The organism is Terrisporobacter hibernicus (assembly GCF_020809405.1).
Lineage (GTDB): Bacteria > Bacillota > Clostridia > Peptostreptococcales > Peptostreptococcaceae > Terrisporobacter > Terrisporobacter petrolearius.
The window spans coordinates 1,639,752-1,657,051 of the sequence record NZ_CP081135.1 but is presented as its reverse complement, the minus strand read 5'-3'; the positions used below and the strand labels follow the sequence as shown (position 1 = coordinate 1,657,051).

Here is a 17,300-nt window from a genome sequence, read left to right as displayed (position 1 = left end):
TAGCAATTTTACTTAATTCAAAAAGGAGTGTTAATAAATGAGATGGATATTAGTATTCATACTTTTATATCTTATACCACTTACAGTGCTATTTAAAAATTATAAAAGTTTTAAAAGAGCCTGTATTTATGGAAGTATTTATATTGTTTTATCGACAACAATGGTAATCACAAATATATATTTAAGTGGTCTTAGAGTTTTAGAAGATACTTTAGACTTTGAAGATGACTTAGTGTTAGAAACTTATTTAGATCAACATAATACACAAACTATTTATAATAAACAAGATATAAAAAAATCAGATTTGCAAAAAATAGACGAATTTAAGAAAGATATTTATTCAATTGAAAGAATTGCTTTAATACCTATGAGAGAATGTCTTCCTTACACTAATAATTTGCAAAAAGGGTTGGAGAATTTAACACAAATAAAAGACGATGTGGTTTATGCAAAAGAAATGTGTGAAGATGTGGTAGAAATATACGATAATATGAAAGTTCCAACCTTATCTAAAGATGAATATACTCAAATTTTAGACAGAGCAAAAGTAAATGTTAGAAAAACTTATGAACTAAGAACTTTAGCAATGGAAAGCTCATCAAACTTAATAGACACAAAAAACCCTATTTATATCAATAAGATAACTGAGTATCTAAAGTTATCAGATAAGGAAATTACAAGTTTTAAAAATAAGATTAATGAATTAAAAGAAACAATTAAAGAAGAGTAATTAAAAGCCCTATGGTTATTTATAGATAATCATAGGGTTTTTTGTAAAATAACAGATTAAAAGTATTAAAGAATATAGTAGCAAGGTACATTTGATTAATAGTATTTAATTTTTACGAAAAATAAGATAGTTATTACTGTCCTTTTGATTTATACTTATTTATATGATATAATTATTTTTTCATAAATATAGGATTATTTACTAACATATAAATAGATATGTTAGAGAGTAATGATAAAATAGATAAGGTAAAAGGGTTAAAAATATTATGTACTTATAAAAGCTAATTCTTAAAATAACCTACAGTTAATTTAAGAAGAGGTAATGGTATAATTATAATAAAGACATAAAATATGACAATAGAGCTAAGATTAAAAATTGGGACATCTAAAAGATAATTAATAGTATGTAATCAAGTTTTAATTATTAGAAAAGGAGGCGAAGATTATGATACAACTTAAATTAAAGAATAAAAAAGGTAAGTTTAATGTTAATAGTAGGGAAGTTAAAGATATATTAGAAATCAGACAAGATATAGATTTTGTACAGGATATATCAAATACTATAAATCAAAAAGGTATAATGGTATTTGACTGTAAGCTTGCTGAAAGCATATTTTCAAAAGAGTTAGCAAAACAACTTATTGAAGAATCTGCTGGCGAAATAGATGAATCATTTTTCGAATTATTCTTTGAAGATGTCAGAGCCTTCCTAAAAGATACCACTGATGAAATTGAGGCGGAACTGCAAGAAATATATCTAGTGGATAATATAAGATGCTGTTGTGATATTTACAGCATTAACGATGAATTTACAGATTTTAAGTTTGTATTTGTTGTCAGTTTTAAAGAAACAACTATTGCTGTTTTAGAGAATTTGGCTAAAATTATTTCAAAAAGACAATTAGCAGGGGCATCTAAATACTACTGTTAATATAAATGATAGTTTTTATCTAATATTTTAGATTATTTTTACAAATTTAAATTATTAAATTGACAATGAAAATTGTAATAATTACAATTTATTTAGAAAGATTATTTTAATAAGAACCTAAAAGACACTTTTAGAAAAGTAAAATTTAGACAGATTATAAATATTCTATATATTCTGCTTAGTATATATAAAATATGAATTAACAATCTGTCTTTTTTTATACGTAAAAATAGGAATTAACACAGGGGTTGTAAATTTATAGAGGGGAATGAGAATTAATGAAAGAGATAAAGACTAAAGATGCTGTAGGCCATGTTTTATGCCATGATATAACTCAAATAGTTAAGGATAAGGTAAAGGGAGTCGCTTTTAAAAAAGGACATGTGGTAAAAGAAGAGGATATAGACACTTTACTATCTTTAGGTAAAGATCATTTATATGTTTGGGAGAAGAAAGAGGGCATGCTTCACGAAAATGAGGCAGCGATTATATTAAAAAATATATGCAAAAATGAATATATGGAAGAATCGGATGTAAAAGAAGGTAAAATAGAACTTTCTGCAAGTATAGATGGTTTATTTAAAATAAATGTTGATAAACTTAGAGAAGTAAATGCTCTTGGGGAAATGATGATAGCAACAAGACATCAAAATTTTCCTGTTAAAAAAGGAGACAAATTAGCTGGAACAAGAATAATACCATTAATAATAGAAGAAGAAAAAATGAAAAAGGCAGAAGAGTTATGTTGTGATGGACCTATACTTAGTATTAAGCCTTTTGTACATAAAAAAGTTGGAATTGTAACAACAGGTAATGAGGTATTTTACGGGAGAATAAAAGATACTTTTGGACCTGTAGTAACTGAAAAGGTAGAAGAGTTTGATGTGGAAGTACTTGGACAAGCTATTGTAAATGATAACCCTAAAAATATAACAAATGCAATTTTAGAATTTATTAAAAAAGGTGCAGATATGGTTTTATGTACAGGAGGAATGAGTGTTGATCCTGATGATAAAACTCCTAAGGCTATAAAAGATACAGGTGCAGATATTGTTAGTTATGGAGCTCCAGTGCTACCGGGAGCAATGATGTTAGTGTCATATTATAAAAATAATGATAAATTAATACCTATTATTGGCCTTCCGGGATGTGTTATGTATGCAAAAAGAACTATATTTGATTTAATTTTGCCTCGTATTATGGCAGATGAAAAAATTACTAAGGATGATTTAAGTAAACTGGGACTAGGTGGTTTATGCTTAAATTGTGATGTTTGCAACTATCCAAACTGTGGATTTGGTAAAGGGATATAGAAATTTATAATAGAAATATAGAGGTGATACTGTGAACATAGGGGCCTTAATACTTATGGGTGGACAAAATAGACGTATGGGAGGTAATATAAAAGGACTTTTAAAAATAGACGAGGAAACATTTTTAGAACGAATAGTAAGTGTCCTAGACAATTTTTCTACTATATATTTATCAGTTAACAAAAGATTTTCTTCAGAAGAAATTAAAAAATATGAAGAAATGGGATTATCAGTTATAGTAGATACTTATGATGAGATTGGTCCTATAGGAGGAATGTATTCATCTCTTAAAAAATGCAAAGAAGATTATTTATTTATAACAGCATGTGATATGCCATTTATAAATAAGGATTTAATAAATGAATTACGGTTAAATATGAAAAAAAATGTAGATATTGTACTTTTTTCTAAGGGTAGACTATTATACCCGTTAGGAGCTATATATTCAAAAAATGTTATTCATTTTATGGAGGAATTGATAAATAGCAAGGAGTATAAACCTTTAAAATTAATTCGTAACAGTAATTTTGTTGAGTTACCATTAGAAAATACAAACCTATCAGATGATGTTTTTAAAAATATTAATACACCAGAGGAATATGACCAGTTAATTAGATATTATAATAAATAAAATTTAATATTCTCAAGCTAACATATCTAAGGATAACAATCTATGATATCTAGCCAGGTAAATTATATTTACCTCGGGTTAGTATGGAAACATGCTAGCCTTCCATTGTTTGAAAAGAGAATTTATTTTTAGTTAAGGATATATTTATAGCTTTAGCTCTGTTTAACTATGTTTTCTTTTTAATAACAAGAGGACATAGTTTTTTTAGTTGTTTAAAAATCTTTAAACATAATGTGTTGTATTATAAGTTATAAGTAAATTATATAAATTTTAATTTGTATCAGAAGGAGATTATCTATGGAAAATATTGCGTTAGAGTTTGCTTTGCAAGTTATAGAAGAGTCGGTAAATCAAATAAATAATACAGAGTTAATAAAGATAGAAGAATGTAGAGAGAGGATAATAGGAGAAGACATTTATGCTCCAATAAATCAACCTCCTTTTAATAGGTCGCCTCTTGATGGATATGCATTAAGAGCAGAAGATACTGTAGGTGCATGTAAAAGCAATCCTATAAAGCTAAAAGTTGTAGATGAAGTTTTTGCTGGAGGAAATATAAGTACTTCAGTTAAAAACAATGAAGCAATAAGAATCATGACAGGTGCAGAAATACCTGAAGGTGCAGATTGCGTAATTAGACAGGAAAATACTAATTATAGTATGGAAGAAGTAGAGATTTATTCTGAACTAAAAAAATATGAAAATTATTGTTTTGCTGGTGAGGATGTAAAAAAAGGAAGCAAGTTAATTTCTAAAGGTGAAAAATTAACATACATACATATTGGTTTACTAGCTACTATGGGAATTACACAAGTATTAGTAAAAAGAAAACCTAGAATAGGGATAATCAGCACCGGGGATGAAATTGTTAGCTCAGGCAAACCATTATCTAAAGGTAAAATTTATGATAGCAATAGAATAACTATTTCGATGAGACTTATGGACTTTGGATGTGAAATAGTTAGTTCTAAAATTATAGAAGATGAAGTCTGTCAGGTAAGTAAAGAAATAAATAATTTGATAGATAAAGTAGATGTGATAATAACTACAGGAGGCGTATCTGTTGGAAAAAAAGATATAATGCACGAAGTTATAAATAAAATAAATGCCGACAGATTGTTTTGGAGAATAAGAATGAAACCAGGAACACCTGCAATATATTCTATATATAAAAAAACGCCAATACTTTCTTTGTCAGGAAATCCTTTTGCAGCCATAGCTACTTTTGAAATAATGGGAAAAGAACTAATATATAAATTAAGTGGAGATGAAGATTTAAAGCAAATAAGGATAAAATCTGTTATGGAAGGTAATTTTTTAAAAGAAAGTAAAGGAAGGAGAATTGTAAGAGGGATTTATAAAAATAATAAAGTATATCTTCCCCAAGGTGGACATTCTCCGGGTATGATGGCTTCTATGTTAGGATGTAACTGTTTAATAGATATAAAACCTGGAACGAAACAACTTCTAAAAGGAGATGAAGTAGATATTATACTTATATAGGAGAGGCTAATATGACTAATAAACCATTTTTAATTGCTATTTGTGGATGTAAAAATTCTGGTAAAACTACATTAATCACACAAATTATACCAAAGTTCTGTAATAAAGGTTATAAGGTTGCAACAATTAAGCATGACGGACATGATTTTCAAGGAGATGAAGCTGGAACAGATACATATAAACACAAGAAGGCAGGAGCCTTTGGTACTGCCATATTCTCAAATAATAGATTTATGATAATAAAGGAAGAAAAATCTGTAGATGAAACTTTTTTTATCAAGATGTTTCCAGAAGCAGACATTATATTTTTAGAAGGATTTAAATCTTCTAACTATCCTAAATTAGAGATTGTAAGAAAAGGTAATTCAAATAGACCTGTATGTAATGAGAAAAACTTAATAGGAATATTATCAGATTTAAATGCTATAGATGGAAATTACAACTTAATAGATTTAAATAATATAGATTTAATAACTGAAAAAATATTAGACTATATGAATAAGTATGGGTATTAAATGAATTTATAAATAAATATTTTAATCTACAAATGGGGGATGTTTATGATAGATAAACTAAATAGAAAAATAGATTATATGAGAATATCAGTTACAGACAGATGCAATCTTAGGTGTGTTTATTGTATGCCAGAAGAAGGAATAGAAAATATTGCTCATGAAGAAATTTTATCCTATGATGAAATTATTAGAATTTGTAAATGTATTGCGAATTTAGGAATTAAAAAAATTAAAATTACGGGAGGTGAACCTTTAGTAAGAAAAGATATAATTAGCTTAATTAAAGAAATAAAAAAAATTGATGGTATAGATGAAGTAACTATAACAACTAATGGAGTTCTATTATATGAAATGGCAGATGAATTATACAAGGCAGGAGTAGGTGCGGTTAATATAAGTTTAGATACCTTGGAGAAAGAAAAATTTTTTAAGATAACGAGACGTGATAAATACGAAAATGTTTCTATGGCCATAGATAAGCTTATTGATTTAGGTGTGAAGGTTAAAATAAATTGTCTAGCTATAAAAGAATATAATTTAGAGGAAATAGTTAAAATTGCAGCTTACTCTAAGTATAATAATATAGATGTAAGGTTTATTGAACTAATGCCTATAGGATATGGTAAAAGTTATACGGGTATTTCTAATGAAGTAATATTAGGTTTATTAGAAGATGAGTATGGTTCGTTTGAAAAAGTAAAAGAAAAAAGGGGAAATGGACCGGCAGTATATTATAAAAATGATGACTTCAAAGGGTGTATAGGTTTAATAAGTGCTATTAGTAATGAATTTTGTGAAACTTGTAATAGAGTAAGGCTTACAGCTAATGGATTTTTAAAATTATGCTTGCACTATAATAAAGGTATAGATTTAAAAGCACCAATAAGAAGTGATATTACAGATAAAGAGTTGGAAAACATGATATATCATGCTATAAGAAACAAGCCATTAGGACACAACTTTTATCATGATAGCAATTTAGAAAATATAGATAATAAAAATATGGTACAAATTGGGGGATAAGGAGAGATTAACAATGGGAAAAATTATTGCTGTATGTTTGAGTGAAAAAAAAGGAGTACAAAAGAAGAGTGTAAATGAAGGAATATTCATTGAAGATTTTGGATTACAAGATGATGCTCATGCTGGAAAATGGCATAGACAAGTAAGTTTATTATCGTATGAAAAGGTTGTGGCATTTAATGAATTAGGAGCAGGCGTAGAGTCAGGAGCTTTTGGAGAAAACTTAGTCGTGGAAGGGTATGATCTTAAGAATATTCCAGTTGGAACAATATTTAAATGTAATGATGTAGTGTTAGAAATTACTCAAATAGGTAAGAAATGTCATAATGGATGTGAGATATTTAAGAAAATGGGTGACTGCATAATGCCAAGAGAAGGTATATTTGCAAGAGTCTTGCATGGTGGAACAATAAAACCAGGCGATGAAATTGTAATTAAGGGAGAATAATATGTATAGAGTAGGAATAATAACAGCCAGTGATAAAGGATCTAAGGGAGAAAGAGTAGACGAAAGTGGTCCAAAAATAAAAGAAATAGTGTCTAGCTTTGGATACAAAGTAGTATATTATAAAGTTTTGCCTGATGATAAAGATATGATTTCAAGTGAGATGAAACAATTATGTGATGAAAATATTGTAGATTTAATCTTAACCACTGGAGGGACAGGTTTTTCTAAAAGAGACAACACTCCTGAAGCAACACTAGAGATAGCTGAAAAACTTGTACCGGGCGTATCAGAAGCTATAAGAAGCTACAGTATGCAGTTTACTCCAAAAGCTATGCTTAGTAGAGGAGTATCTGTTATAAGAAAGGAAACTTTAATAATTAATATGCCAGGAAGTCCAAAAGCTGTTAAAGAAAGTATGGAATGTATTATGCCTGCTCTGAATCATGGCATTGATATATTAAAAGGTTCTGCAAATGAGTGTGGGAGAAAATAATTAAAAAGGGACTGAAATTGTGTATAAATTCAGTCCCTTTTTAATTATTTCAATAATACTCTATGTGAGTTAGTATAAATATTCATTTTTTTGTCACGTACAAAACCAACTAAAGTGATATTTAGCTTTTGCGCTGTCTCTATTACTAAACTTGTAGTGGCTGATTTAGCAACAACTATAGGAACTTTAACCCTTGCAGCTTTCTTTATCATTTCAAATGAGAGTCTTCCACTTACAAATATAACTTTATTATCTAGGGGAATATCATTTAAGATACAGTGACCAATTGCTTTATCAAGGGCGTTATGCCTTGCTACATCTTCACATGCAATGATTAGTTGATTATCACCATAAATGCTAACGCAATGGACACCTGCAGTACTTTTAAACAATTGAGATAAATTTAAATTGTTTTCCATTGTTTCATATATATCACTAGCATTAATTTTAAAATTATCATTACAAATAGGATTAGCTTTTAGGAAGTCATAATCATTTAGAAAAAGAGTATCTTCATAAAAACTCATATTAGAATCATTAACATTTACATAAGCAATTTTTTTATTATCATTTATTTCAAAATTTAAAATATCATCTTTGCAATTAATCAAATTTTTATAACTTAAATATCCAACAACCAACTCTTTTAGTTTAAAGGGGGTACACAAAAATGTATTTTCATATTTACCGTTAACAACTAGGCCAAGGGGAAACTCTGCAACAACTGTATCATCACTATAAACACTATGAAAATTATTTACCTTTATCAAAGGAAACTTAAAAGAATAGTCGTATTTATAATTTGCTAAATAATCATGATCTTTTACGTTAAAACTTGTCATTTAAAAACCTCCAAATAAAAAAATAAATATAGGAGATAGCTAAATGGAGATAGAATTATATTGAGACACCTATATAATACTTTAATTGTATCATTTTTTTAATTGCATTAGGCTTATATTAAAAAATAGACAAGTATTTTAGCATTAAGAATAATGTATACATGTTAGAAAACTAAATATTTCGTTAAAATATTGCTATAATTAATGTAAAGGTAATAAACTTGTAAGAAGGGGGTTAATTTTATGGAAAAGAGATTTTTGACACCCAAGGAAATAGCTAATACGATGATAAATGTTGGCGTGGGAAAAGCTAACTTAAAAACATCGCCAATGATTTATTTAGGAATTTTGGCAGGTATGTATATTGCATTCGGAGGATTAGCTAATACAATAATAAGCCAAACTCTAGGGAATATAGATCCGGGTTTGGCTAAATTTGCGGGAGCGGCTGTCTTTCCCGTTGGACTTATGTTAGTAGTTATTGGAGGAGCAGAATTATTTACTGGTAACAACTTAATGACATTAGCTGTTATGAATAAAAAAATAACAGTATCACAAATGTCAAGAAACTGGAGTATAGTGTGGGTAGCAAACCTAGTTGGCTCTTTAATTTTAGCACTAATAGTATTTTATGGAGGAGTTTTAGGTGGAGATGCAGGCACAAAAGCCATAGCGATAGCTGAGGGAAAAGCGTCCTTGGATGTTGCAACATTAATACTTAGAGGAATTTTATGTAATATTTTAGTTGTTTTGGGTGTATGGCTTGCAGCAGCTGCTCAAGATATAGTATCAAAAATATTTGCTTGTTGGTTCCCAGTAATGTTATTTGTACTATGTGGATTTGAGCATAGCGTGGCAAATATGTTTTTTATTCCAATGGGAATGTTACTAGGTGCTAAAGTTACTATGGCGGCACTTGTTAAAAATTTAGTATTTGTAACAATTGGAAACATAATTGGAGGAGGTATAATAATACCTTTCTTGTATAACTATGCATATTTAAAAGAAGAACCTAAGGTTTCTAAACAAGAATCATAATTGAGAATATAATTATAAATAAAAATACTACCTTTAGTATAATAAAAGGTAGTATTTTTTATTAAAAAATAATGAAATTATAGTCTGACAGTAGCAGATTTTCTTTTATTTTTTATAGACGTAGACAAATCTTCTTCTGTTACAATTCTAAATGCAGAAGTAGGACATACTTTCATGCAAGCAGGACCTTCTTCTGAATTGCTACAAAGATCACACTTATTGGCTACCATTTTCTCTATACAGAATAGTTTATCCCTTGGAATATCTTCCAAGTTAATAAGTTTTCCTTTTTCTGTATCGTTTAAGTTAATAGCACCAAAAGGACAGGCAAGCATACAGTTTTTACATCCTATACATTTTTCTTCATTAACAACTATAGAATTACCTTCTTTAGTAAGAGCATTGTGAGGACATGCTTTTGCACAAGGGGCATCTTCACAATGTCTACATTGTATAGGAGCACTAACTTGAGCATTTTTTACAACTTCTAATTTAGGATTAAAATTTATATCCTTTGGGTCTTGATAGAATATATTTTCTTTGCTATGTTCAACAACACAAGCTACCATACAAGTTCTGCAACCAATACATTTTAGTGGGTCGGCTATAACAAAATAATTCATTTATTTAGCCACTTCCTTTCCTACACAATATTTAGTATGTAATAAATGATGAGACACACTTCCTAAAGGTTCTTTTAAAAACTCTTCATATATCTTAGCTATTTCAGGATTCTCATGTGATTTTCTTAGTGGTAAATTTTTATCATGAACATAAGTAGCTTCAGTTCTGTTATTATAAGCTAATTCTCTATATTCTTCTAATAATAACTTAGGTTGTCCACCACCACTTACACATCCAACTGGACAAGTCATAACCTCTATAAAGTCTAAACTTAGTTTGCCTGATTTTAAGTCTTCTAAAACAGGAACTACATTTTTAAGACCTGTTACAATACCAACTTTTAGGGTTAAGTCTCCCACTTTTATTTGGGCAGTTCTAAAACCTTCTGAGCCTCTAACAGCAGGTAAATCTATACTAGGTATTTTTTCTCCAGTTATAACTTCATAGCCAGTACGAAGAGCAGCTTCCATAACACCACCAGTAACACCGAATATAGTACCGGCACCAGTATACACTCCTAAAGGACTCTCAAAGGCACTTTCTTCAAGTGTATCAAAATCTATGTTAGCATCTTTTATTAAGTAAGCTAATTCTCTAGTAGTTAAAACTACATCCACGTCTTTATACCCACTAGATTTCATCTCAGGTCTATCACATTCAAATTTCTTACATGTACAAGGCATAATAGAAACACTATAAATATCTTTTGCATCAATATTATTAATTTCAGCGCCATAAGTTTTGAAAACAGCACCAGCCATTTGCTGCGGTGATTTGCAAGTAGATAGATGGTCTGTTAATTCAGGATAATTATCTTCTAAAAATTTAACCCAAGCTGGACAACAAGATGTGAACATTGGCAAAGTTCCGCCTGTTGTAACTCTTTTGATCAACTCATTTCCCTCTTCCATAATAGTCAAATCTGCTGCAAAGTTTGTATCATATACTTTATCAAACTTAAGAGCTTTTAATGCAGCAGCCATTTTGCCTGGAGTTAAAGATCCTAATTCCATTCCAAAGTCTTCACCAAGAGCAACTCTAACAGCAGGAGCACATTGAACCATAGTTATTTTACTAGGGTCTTTTAAAGCTTCTTTTACTCTATCCACATCACAAACATTATTAGCAGCAAATAGAGGTTCATTAATTGCATTAGGTAATTTTCTTTCGGATTTTTTACTTTCTATAAGTTCTTCACCGTGGTCAATAATAGATGCATAGGACTTACAAACTTGAACACATTGACCACAGACTACGCAGCGATCTTCGTTTATTTCTTGTGGTTTACCAGCATCTCCTTCAATTGCAAAAGCAGGACATACTTTTACGCATTCTTGACATCCTGTGCATAAATCTTTATCTATACTAACTATCATACTTTTATCCCCCTTATCCTATTTAGTAGCTGACAATAAATTCAAAGCAGCTTTTATGTTTTTCTCTTTTTTATCTTCAAGAGGAGTAACAAGTCTTAAAGCTTCATTAGGGCATGCATTTATGCAAGCTATTTTATCATTATCTTTGCATAAATCACATTTATAAGCTATTTTTTTGCTTTCATTTATTGCAATTTGTTCAACAGGTTTTTTATCTTTAAACTGAGTTAATAAGTCGATAGCTCCAAAAGGACAGGCCAGTAAACAAGTTTTACATCCTATACATTTATCATCATCAACAATTACCACACCATTAATTCTTGAGATTGCTTTTACAGCGCAAGTATTTAAACAAGGAGCATCCTCACAATGTCTACATTGTATAGGCATACAAATGTCTTCATCTTTAACTAAATAAAGTCTTGGAATTATAGGAATTTCTACAGTGCCAACTGTATAACTGACAGAGTTACTTTTTTTGTTATGAGTTGCGAAGCAAGCCACTTCACAAGCTCTACAACCAGTACACTTACTAGAGTCAGCAATTACAAATGAACCTAATTTATTTTTCATACTATTTCACCTTTCTTTAATATAAATAATCATCAAAAACTAGATTGAATGTCTCCTCGATTAGATATTTTTAACACCCATTTTGATTCGTAGATCTTTATAAGTATTTTTTACGCATTCTTCAGCATAATTTTGATCATCTATTTTTTCAACTTTAACAGCACAATATTTGTATTCTGGAGTTTTAGAAATAGGGTCAAGACTAGCTACTGTAAGTTCATTACAAGCTCCTACCCACCATTGGTACGTCATATAAGTAGCTCCTTCTTGAACTCTATCTGTTACTAGGGCTCTTGTTAATACGCTACCTCTTCTAGAACTTACTCTGATTATTTCGTTATCTTCAAGATTAAGTTTTTGTGCATCTTTATAATTTATCTGTAAATAACCAGGTTCATCCTCTAATTGAGAAAGAGTTCTACAGTTACCAGTCATTGTTCTAACAGAATAGTGGCCTACTTCTCTTACAGTTGATAAACTGAAAGGATATTCATCATCTTCAATTTCATAAGGCGGTCTCCATTCAGCGGCAAATAATTTACCTTTACCATTATCAGTAGAGAAATTACCATCTTTATGAAGGAATACAGAACCTTTATCTTCATCAGACTCACTTCTACATGGCCATTGAACACAACCTAGTTTTTCTATTTTTTCATAAGTTGCACCAAAGAAGCTAGGAGTCAAGCTTCTCATTTCATCCCAAATTTCTTTTGTACTATTATATTTCATAGGATATCCCATAGCAGTAGAAACTCTACAAATTATATCCCAGTCAGTTTTTACATCACCTTTAGGCTCAACAGCTTTTCTGATTCTTTGGAAACCTCTGTCGGCACAAGAATAAACACCATTGTGTTCTCCCCAAGATGTGGCAGGTAAAATAACATCAGCATGAAGAGCAGTTTTGTTCATGAATATATCTTGTACAACAACAAATTCACAAGCATCTAATGTTTCTCTTACCTCAGAAGCATCTGGGTCACTTTGAACTGGATCTTCACCAAATATATAGTAAGCTTTTATTTTCTTTTCTTCTAAAACAGCATGAGGAACTTCTGTTATTTTAACACCTATTTCAGATGGAAGAGTAACACCCCAAGCTTTTTCAAATTTTTCTCTGATTTGAGGATTAGTGACTTTTTGATATCCTGGATATACGTCTGGAAGTGCACCCATATCACAAGCGCCTTGAACGTTGTTCTGGCCACGAACTGGTCCAATACCAACATTAGGTCTACCTAAATTACCTGTAAGTAAAGCTAAAGAAGCCAAACCTTTAACCACATCGACAGCTTGTGAGAATTGGCAAACACCCATGCCGTATAGAATCATAGAATCTTTTGCCTTGGCATATTCTCTCATGGCTTGTCTTATAGCATCAGCTGGTATATTAGTATATTTTTGGGCATATTCAGGAGTATAAGGTTCAACAATTTTCTTATATTCTTCAAAATTGTCAGTATGATTTGCTACGAAGTCTTTGTCATATAGATTTTCATTTATTAGAACATTACCAAAGGCATTAACTAAAATCATATTAGTTCCACCTTTTAAAGCTAAATGCATATCAGAAATTCTTGCAGTTTCTGTAACCCTAGGGTCAACAGTTATTATTTTAGCTCCTTTTTCTTTTGCTCTAACTATTCTTCTTGCAACTATAGGATGAGAATCTGCACCGTTATATCCAAATACAAGTAATAAATTTGCATTTTCAATTTCGGGTATAGAGTTAGACATAGCACCACTACCTAATGAGTAAGCCAAACCGGCTACAGATGGGGCATGTCAAACGCGGGCACAGTGGTCAATATTATTAGTACCTATTGCAGCTCTCATAAATTTTTGCATAATGTAGTTAGCTTCATTTCCTGGGCCTCTGGCAGAACCAGTCCCCATTATTGAATCTGGACCATATTTTTCTTTAATTTCATTTAGCTTAGAAGCGGTATAAGATATTGCTTCATCCCATTCAACTTCTTCTAAAGTTCCATTTTTTCTGATTAAAGGTTTAGTGAGTCTTGGAGTTAAAATTTGCGGATCATTTAGGAAATCCCATCCATAATGACCTTTAAGGCATAATGTACCTTCATTTGTTCTTCCTTGGGCAGGCTTGCTTTTTATGATTTGATTTTTTTCTTCATCAACTACTAAGTAAAATTGACATCCAGCGCCACAGTAAGGACAAGTGGTTAAAACTTCTTTTTCCATGAGTTTATCCCCCTTATTTTAAAATACTTTACTGATAAATATAATATTTGCTCAATATTAAGAAAAATATTGAGCAAATGGGTAAGCTTAAATATTAAATACAATGATGATGAAGACTTATTATAAAAATTGAATTAAAAATTATTAGTCAATTAGTCTCAGGTATGAAAATGTTAAAATATACTAATTTTATTATATCACCTCTTATTTTCATATTCAACTTGAGTTAAAATATAATAGTTTTGTATTTATAGAATTAAGTTACTTCATAAATTTACATTTTTATGAAATTAAAATACATATGTAATAGATAATTAACACATTTGTATAGGTCTAATGATTTAAGAAATTTTCATTAAATATTATAAAAATATGTGGTAAAATCATTTTATGATTAAAATTTATCCTTTTTTGAGTAAAAGCATATACTAAAAGTAAGGATAAAACGTATAATTTGAAAGTATGAAAAATATTTACAATATAAATTTGATTATTAATTAATAAAGTGCATGATTTGGGAGGAAAATATAATGAACAAGGAATTTATATATAAACAATTATTGAATATATTAGATGAAGAAAGTATAAAGGTAGATGAGCCAATGAAAAAACATATATCTTTTAGAGTGGGGGGACCAGCAGATTTCTTACTTAAACCTAAGACTGAGGAAGAATTAAGTAAGGTAATAAAATTTGTAAAGGAAGAAAGCATACCTTTTATAGTTATAGGTAATGGTTCAAATCTTCTTGTAAAAGATGGTGGAATAAGAGGAATAGTTATAGAGTTGTCAGATAACTTTAATAATTATGAAATAGAAGGAAATATAATAAAGGCACAAAGTGGTGCTTTGTTATCTATATTAGGTAGAAATGCTCTTAAAAGTTCTTTAACAGGATTTGAGTTTGCAGCTGGAATACCAGGAACTTTAGGTGGAGCATTAGCCATGAATGCAGGAGCTTATGGTGGAGAAATGAAACAGATTGTAAAAACTGTAAGACTTATGGATAGAGAAGGTAATATATTTGAACTATCTAATGAAGAAATGAAATTTGAGTATAGAAAAAGCATATTAACAACTAGCGACTATATAGTTTTATCCGCGGTAATAGAATTACAACCAGGTAATGCTGATGAAATAAAAGAAACTATGTCAGACTATGCAAATAGAAGATCAACTAAACAACCTCTAAACTTCCCAAGTGCAGGAAGTACATTTAAAAGACCGGAAGGGTATTTTGCAGCAAAACTAATTGATGACTGTGGACTTAGAGGGCTTAGCTTAAGAGGAGCACAAGTTTCAGAGAAACATTGCGGTTTTGTTATAAATCCTGGAGATGCTAATGCAAAAGACGTATTAGACTTAATGTTTATAGTTAAAAGCACAGTAAATGCAAAATTTGGTATAATGTTAGAGGAAGAAGTGAAGATTCTAGGAGAGGATTAATAAATGAAAATTCTAGCTGATTATCATACACATACCATATACAGTCATGGTAAAGGAACAATAGAAGAAAATGTGAAAGTAGCTATTTCAAAAGGAGTTGAGATTCTTGGAATTTCAGATCATAGCTATGATCACCTAACTTATGGTATTAAGAAGAATGATATATTTAAAATGAGGGAAGAAATAGATTTTCTCAATGAAAAATATAAAGACAAAATAAAAATATTATTGGGAGTGGAAAGTAATATATTAGATGATAAAGGAAACATTGATTATGATGATAAAATAGGAAAAGTTTTAGATTATGTCATGGCTGGATACCACTTTGGATCAAAGCCAACAAGCGTAAAAGGTCTACTTAATCATGCTAATAATTATATTTTTAAAACAAATAAGTCAAAAGAATACAATACTTTAGCCATAATTAATGCTATGAAAAATAATGATATATTTGTTATTACTCATCCAGGAGACAAGGGTGATGTATATATAGAAGAAATTGCAAAAGTGGCAAAAGAAACAAATACTAGATTAGAGATAAACAGTAGTCATAAATTTTTAAATGTAGAGCAACTAAAAAAAATTGAGCATATAGGAAATACTTTTATAGTAGGTTCTGATGCTCATATTCCACAAAATGTTGGTAACTTTGACTTAGCATTAAACACTATTAAAGAAGCAAAGATTGATTTATCACTGATAGAAAATATTAAATTTTAATAAAAAGGGAGTTTATAAATGAAATTTATAATAGTTACTGGACTTTCTGGATCTGGAAAAAGTGAAGCAATGAGAGCGCTAGAGGATATGGGATTTTATTGTGTAGACAATTTACCCCCTACTTTAATTCCTAAGTTTGCTGAATTATGCTATCAATCTAACTCAACTATAGATAAAGTAGCATTAGGAATAGATGTAAGAGGAAGAAAATTTTTTGAAGCGTTACACGAAAGTTTAAACACTTTAAGAAAGGATCAATATCCTTTTGAAGTACTATATTTAGATTGTGCGGATGATATTTTATTAAAAAGATACAAAATGACTAGAAGAAATCATCCTTTATCAATTAATAGACAGATACCAGAAGGTATAAAGATGGAAAGAGCAATTTTAGAGCCATTAAAAGAAATTGCTGATTGTATAATAGATACTTCTAATATGAAACCTAAAGACCTTAAAGAAGAAATAAGTAAAATTTATGCAAATGGAGAGGTTAATAATAATTTAACTATATCTGTGGTTTCATTTGGATTTAAACATGGAATACCTTCAGATTCAGATTTAGTTTTTGATGTGAGATTTTTACCAAATCCTTATTATATTGATGAGCTAAGAAGTAAAACAGGTGAAGAACAAGATGTTAGAGATTATGTAATGAACTCTGATATAAGTCATCAGTTTTATGAAAAATTATTAGACATGATTAATTTTTTAGTACCTCAATATATAGAAGAAGGAAAACATCATCTAGTTATAAGTATAGGTTGCACAGGTGGAAGACATAGATCTGTAACAATATCTAACTTAATAAGTGATGAATTAATAAAACAAGGATACAGAGTAGTTAAGAAGCATAGAGATTTTATGCTAAGATAGGCGGAG

Annotated in this window: 18 protein-coding genes and 1 riboswitch; of the genes, 13 read left to right on the top strand and 5 right to left on the bottom strand. The window is 29.7% G+C overall.

Features of this window, described 5'->3' with window-relative positions:
- Nucleotides 1–37: 37 nt before the first annotated feature.
- From JW646_RS07965 to JW646_RS07925, 9 genes are all read left to right on the top strand, one after another.
- Complete coding sequence (locus tag JW646_RS07965; protein WP_074919650.1) at nt 38–730, top strand: hypothetical protein; 693 nt, start codon at nt 38–40, stop codon at nt 728–730.
- Nucleotides 731–1,177: 447 nt separating this feature from the next.
- Nucleotides 1,178–1,663, top strand: a complete 486-nt coding sequence (locus JW646_RS07960; RefSeq protein WP_074919649.1) for a hypothetical protein — start codon at nt 1,178–1,180, stop codon at nt 1,661–1,663.
- Nucleotides 1,664–1,941: 278 nt separating this feature from the next.
- Complete coding sequence (locus JW646_RS07955; RefSeq protein WP_228417222.1) at nt 1,942–2,976, top strand: molybdopterin-binding protein; 1,035 nt, start codon at nt 1,942–1,944, stop codon at nt 2,974–2,976.
- A gap of 55 nt (nt 2,977–3,031) precedes the next feature.
- Nucleotides 3,032–3,607, top strand: coding sequence for a molybdenum cofactor guanylyltransferase (gene mobA / locus JW646_RS07950; RefSeq protein ID WP_228417220.1), 576 nt, complete (start codon nt 3,032–3,034; stop codon nt 3,605–3,607).
- Nucleotides 3,606–3,743, top strand: a riboswitch (molybdenum cofactor riboswitch). It overlaps the preceding gene by 2 nt.
- 161 nt (nt 3,744–3,904) lie before the next feature.
- On the top strand, nt 3,905–5,110 hold the full coding sequence (locus JW646_RS07945) for a molybdopterin molybdotransferase MoeA (RefSeq protein WP_228417218.1): 1,206 nt from the start codon (nt 3,905–3,907) through the stop codon (nt 5,108–5,110).
- Between the two features lie 11 nt (nt 5,111–5,121).
- On the top strand, nt 5,122–5,625 hold the full coding sequence (gene mobB / locus JW646_RS07940) for a molybdopterin-guanine dinucleotide biosynthesis protein B (protein ID WP_148557012.1): 504 nt from the start codon (nt 5,122–5,124) through the stop codon (nt 5,623–5,625).
- A gap of 45 nt (nt 5,626–5,670) precedes the next feature.
- Nucleotides 5,671–6,648, top strand: a complete 978-nt coding sequence (moaA, locus tag JW646_RS07935) for a GTP 3',8-cyclase MoaA (RefSeq protein ID WP_228417216.1) — start codon at nt 5,671–5,673, stop codon at nt 6,646–6,648.
- Between the two features lie 13 nt (nt 6,649–6,661).
- Entirely contained in the window at nt 6,662–7,096 is a 435-nt protein-coding gene (locus tag JW646_RS07930) for an MOSC domain-containing protein (RefSeq protein ID WP_148557013.1), read from the top strand.
- A 1-nt stretch (nt 7,097) separates the two neighbouring features.
- The gene (locus tag JW646_RS07925) at nt 7,098–7,589 is read left to right on the top strand and encodes a MogA/MoaB family molybdenum cofactor biosynthesis protein (RefSeq protein ID WP_074919642.1); all 492 of its coding nucleotides are present in this window, start codon (nt 7,098–7,100) and stop codon (nt 7,587–7,589) included.
- A gap of 44 nt (nt 7,590–7,633) precedes the next feature.
- Here the strand turns inward: JW646_RS07925 and fdhD are convergent, their stop codons facing one another.
- Nucleotides 7,634–8,431: a formate dehydrogenase accessory sulfurtransferase FdhD gene (gene fdhD, locus JW646_RS07920; RefSeq protein WP_228417214.1), complete on the bottom strand. Its 798-nt coding sequence runs from the start codon at nt 8,429–8,431 to the stop codon at nt 7,634–7,636.
- A gap of 243 nt (nt 8,432–8,674) precedes the next feature.
- Between fdhD and JW646_RS07915 the strand changes: the two genes are divergently transcribed.
- Nucleotides 8,675–9,469, top strand: a complete 795-nt coding sequence (locus tag JW646_RS07915) for a formate/nitrite transporter family protein (RefSeq protein WP_206925116.1) — start codon at nt 8,675–8,677, stop codon at nt 9,467–9,469.
- Between the two features lie 77 nt (nt 9,470–9,546).
- On the opposite strand, the gene JW646_RS07910 is transcribed toward JW646_RS07915, so the two are convergent.
- From JW646_RS07910 to fdhF, 4 genes are read right to left on the bottom strand one after another with little or no spacing between them, the layout of a single operon-like run.
- On the bottom strand, nt 9,547–10,092 hold the full coding sequence (locus tag JW646_RS07910; protein ID WP_228417212.1) for a 4Fe-4S dicluster domain-containing protein: 546 nt from the start codon (nt 10,090–10,092) through the stop codon (nt 9,547–9,549).
- Nucleotides 10,093–11,469, bottom strand: coding sequence for a [FeFe] hydrogenase, group A (locus JW646_RS07905; protein WP_148557016.1), 1,377 nt, complete (start codon nt 11,467–11,469; stop codon nt 10,093–10,095).
- Between the two features lie 18 nt (nt 11,470–11,487).
- On the bottom strand, nt 11,488–12,042 hold the full coding sequence (locus JW646_RS07900) for a 4Fe-4S dicluster domain-containing protein (RefSeq protein ID WP_148557017.1): 555 nt from the start codon (nt 12,040–12,042) through the stop codon (nt 11,488–11,490).
- Nucleotides 12,043–12,102: 60 nt separating this feature from the next.
- The gene (fdhF, locus tag JW646_RS07895; RefSeq protein ID WP_083399425.1) at nt 12,103–14,253 is read right to left on the bottom strand and encodes a formate dehydrogenase subunit alpha; all 2,151 of its coding nucleotides are present in this window, start codon (nt 14,251–14,253) and stop codon (nt 12,103–12,105) included.
- Between the two features lie 530 nt (nt 14,254–14,783).
- Between fdhF and murB the strand changes: the two genes are divergently transcribed.
- Genes murB through rapZ form a run of 3 tightly spaced genes read left to right on the top strand, consistent with a single transcriptional unit; the run spans nt 14,784 to nt 17,294 of the window.
- Complete coding sequence (gene murB / locus JW646_RS07890; protein WP_083399424.1) at nt 14,784–15,698, top strand: UDP-N-acetylmuramate dehydrogenase; 915 nt, start codon at nt 14,784–14,786, stop codon at nt 15,696–15,698.
- Between the two features lie 3 nt (nt 15,699–15,701).
- Nucleotides 15,702–16,418 carry a PHP domain-containing protein gene (locus JW646_RS07885; RefSeq protein WP_228417210.1) on the top strand — a complete coding sequence of 239 codons (717 nt, stop codon included), beginning with the start codon at nt 15,702–15,704 and terminating at the stop codon, nt 16,416–16,418.
- Nucleotides 16,419–16,436: 18 nt separating this feature from the next.
- On the top strand, nt 16,437–17,294 hold the full coding sequence (rapZ, locus tag JW646_RS07880) for an RNase adapter RapZ (RefSeq protein ID WP_074919634.1): 858 nt from the start codon (nt 16,437–16,439) through the stop codon (nt 17,292–17,294).
- Nucleotides 17,295–17,300: the final 6 nt, after the last annotated feature.

Bases quoted from the DNA above. Each gene is read 5' to 3' on its own strand.
- JW646_RS07965 (WP_074919650.1), top strand. From the start codon at position 38: ATGAGATGGATATTAGTATTCATACTTTTATATCTTATACCACTTACA.
- JW646_RS07960 (WP_074919649.1), top strand. From the start codon at position 1,178: ATGATACAACTTAAATTAAAGAATAAAAAAGGTAAGTTTAATGTTAAT.
- JW646_RS07955 (WP_228417222.1), top strand. From the start codon at position 1,942: ATGAAAGAGATAAAGACTAAAGATGCTGTAGGCCATGTTTTATGCCAT.
- mobA (WP_228417220.1), top strand. From the start codon at position 3,032: ATGGGTGGACAAAATAGACGTATGGGAGGTAATATAAAAGGACTTTTA.
- JW646_RS07945 (WP_228417218.1), top strand. From the start codon at position 3,905: ATGGAAAATATTGCGTTAGAGTTTGCTTTGCAAGTTATAGAAGAGTCG.
- mobB (WP_148557012.1), top strand. From the start codon at position 5,122: ATGACTAATAAACCATTTTTAATTGCTATTTGTGGATGTAAAAATTCT.
- moaA (WP_228417216.1), top strand. From the start codon at position 5,671: ATGATAGATAAACTAAATAGAAAAATAGATTATATGAGAATATCAGTT.
- JW646_RS07930 (WP_148557013.1), top strand. From the start codon at position 6,662: ATGGGAAAAATTATTGCTGTATGTTTGAGTGAAAAAAAAGGAGTACAA.
- JW646_RS07925 (WP_074919642.1), top strand. From the start codon at position 7,098: ATGTATAGAGTAGGAATAATAACAGCCAGTGATAAAGGATCTAAGGGA.
- fdhD (WP_228417214.1), bottom strand. From the start codon at position 8,431: ATGACAAGTTTTAACGTAAAAGATCATGATTATTTAGCAAATTATAAA.
- JW646_RS07915 (WP_206925116.1), top strand. From the start codon at position 8,675: ATGGAAAAGAGATTTTTGACACCCAAGGAAATAGCTAATACGATGATA.
- JW646_RS07910 (WP_228417212.1), bottom strand. From the start codon at position 10,092: ATGAATTATTTTGTTATAGCCGACCCACTAAAATGTATTGGTTGCAGA.
- JW646_RS07905 (WP_148557016.1), bottom strand. From the start codon at position 11,469: ATGATAGTTAGTATAGATAAAGATTTATGCACAGGATGTCAAGAATGC.
- JW646_RS07900 (WP_148557017.1), bottom strand. From the start codon at position 12,042: ATGAAAAATAAATTAGGTTCATTTGTAATTGCTGACTCTAGTAAGTGT.
- murB (WP_083399424.1), top strand. From the start codon at position 14,784: ATGAACAAGGAATTTATATATAAACAATTATTGAATATATTAGATGAA.
- JW646_RS07885 (WP_228417210.1), top strand. From the start codon at position 15,702: ATGAAAATTCTAGCTGATTATCATACACATACCATATACAGTCATGGT.
- rapZ (WP_074919634.1), top strand. From the start codon at position 16,437: ATGAAATTTATAATAGTTACTGGACTTTCTGGATCTGGAAAAAGTGAA.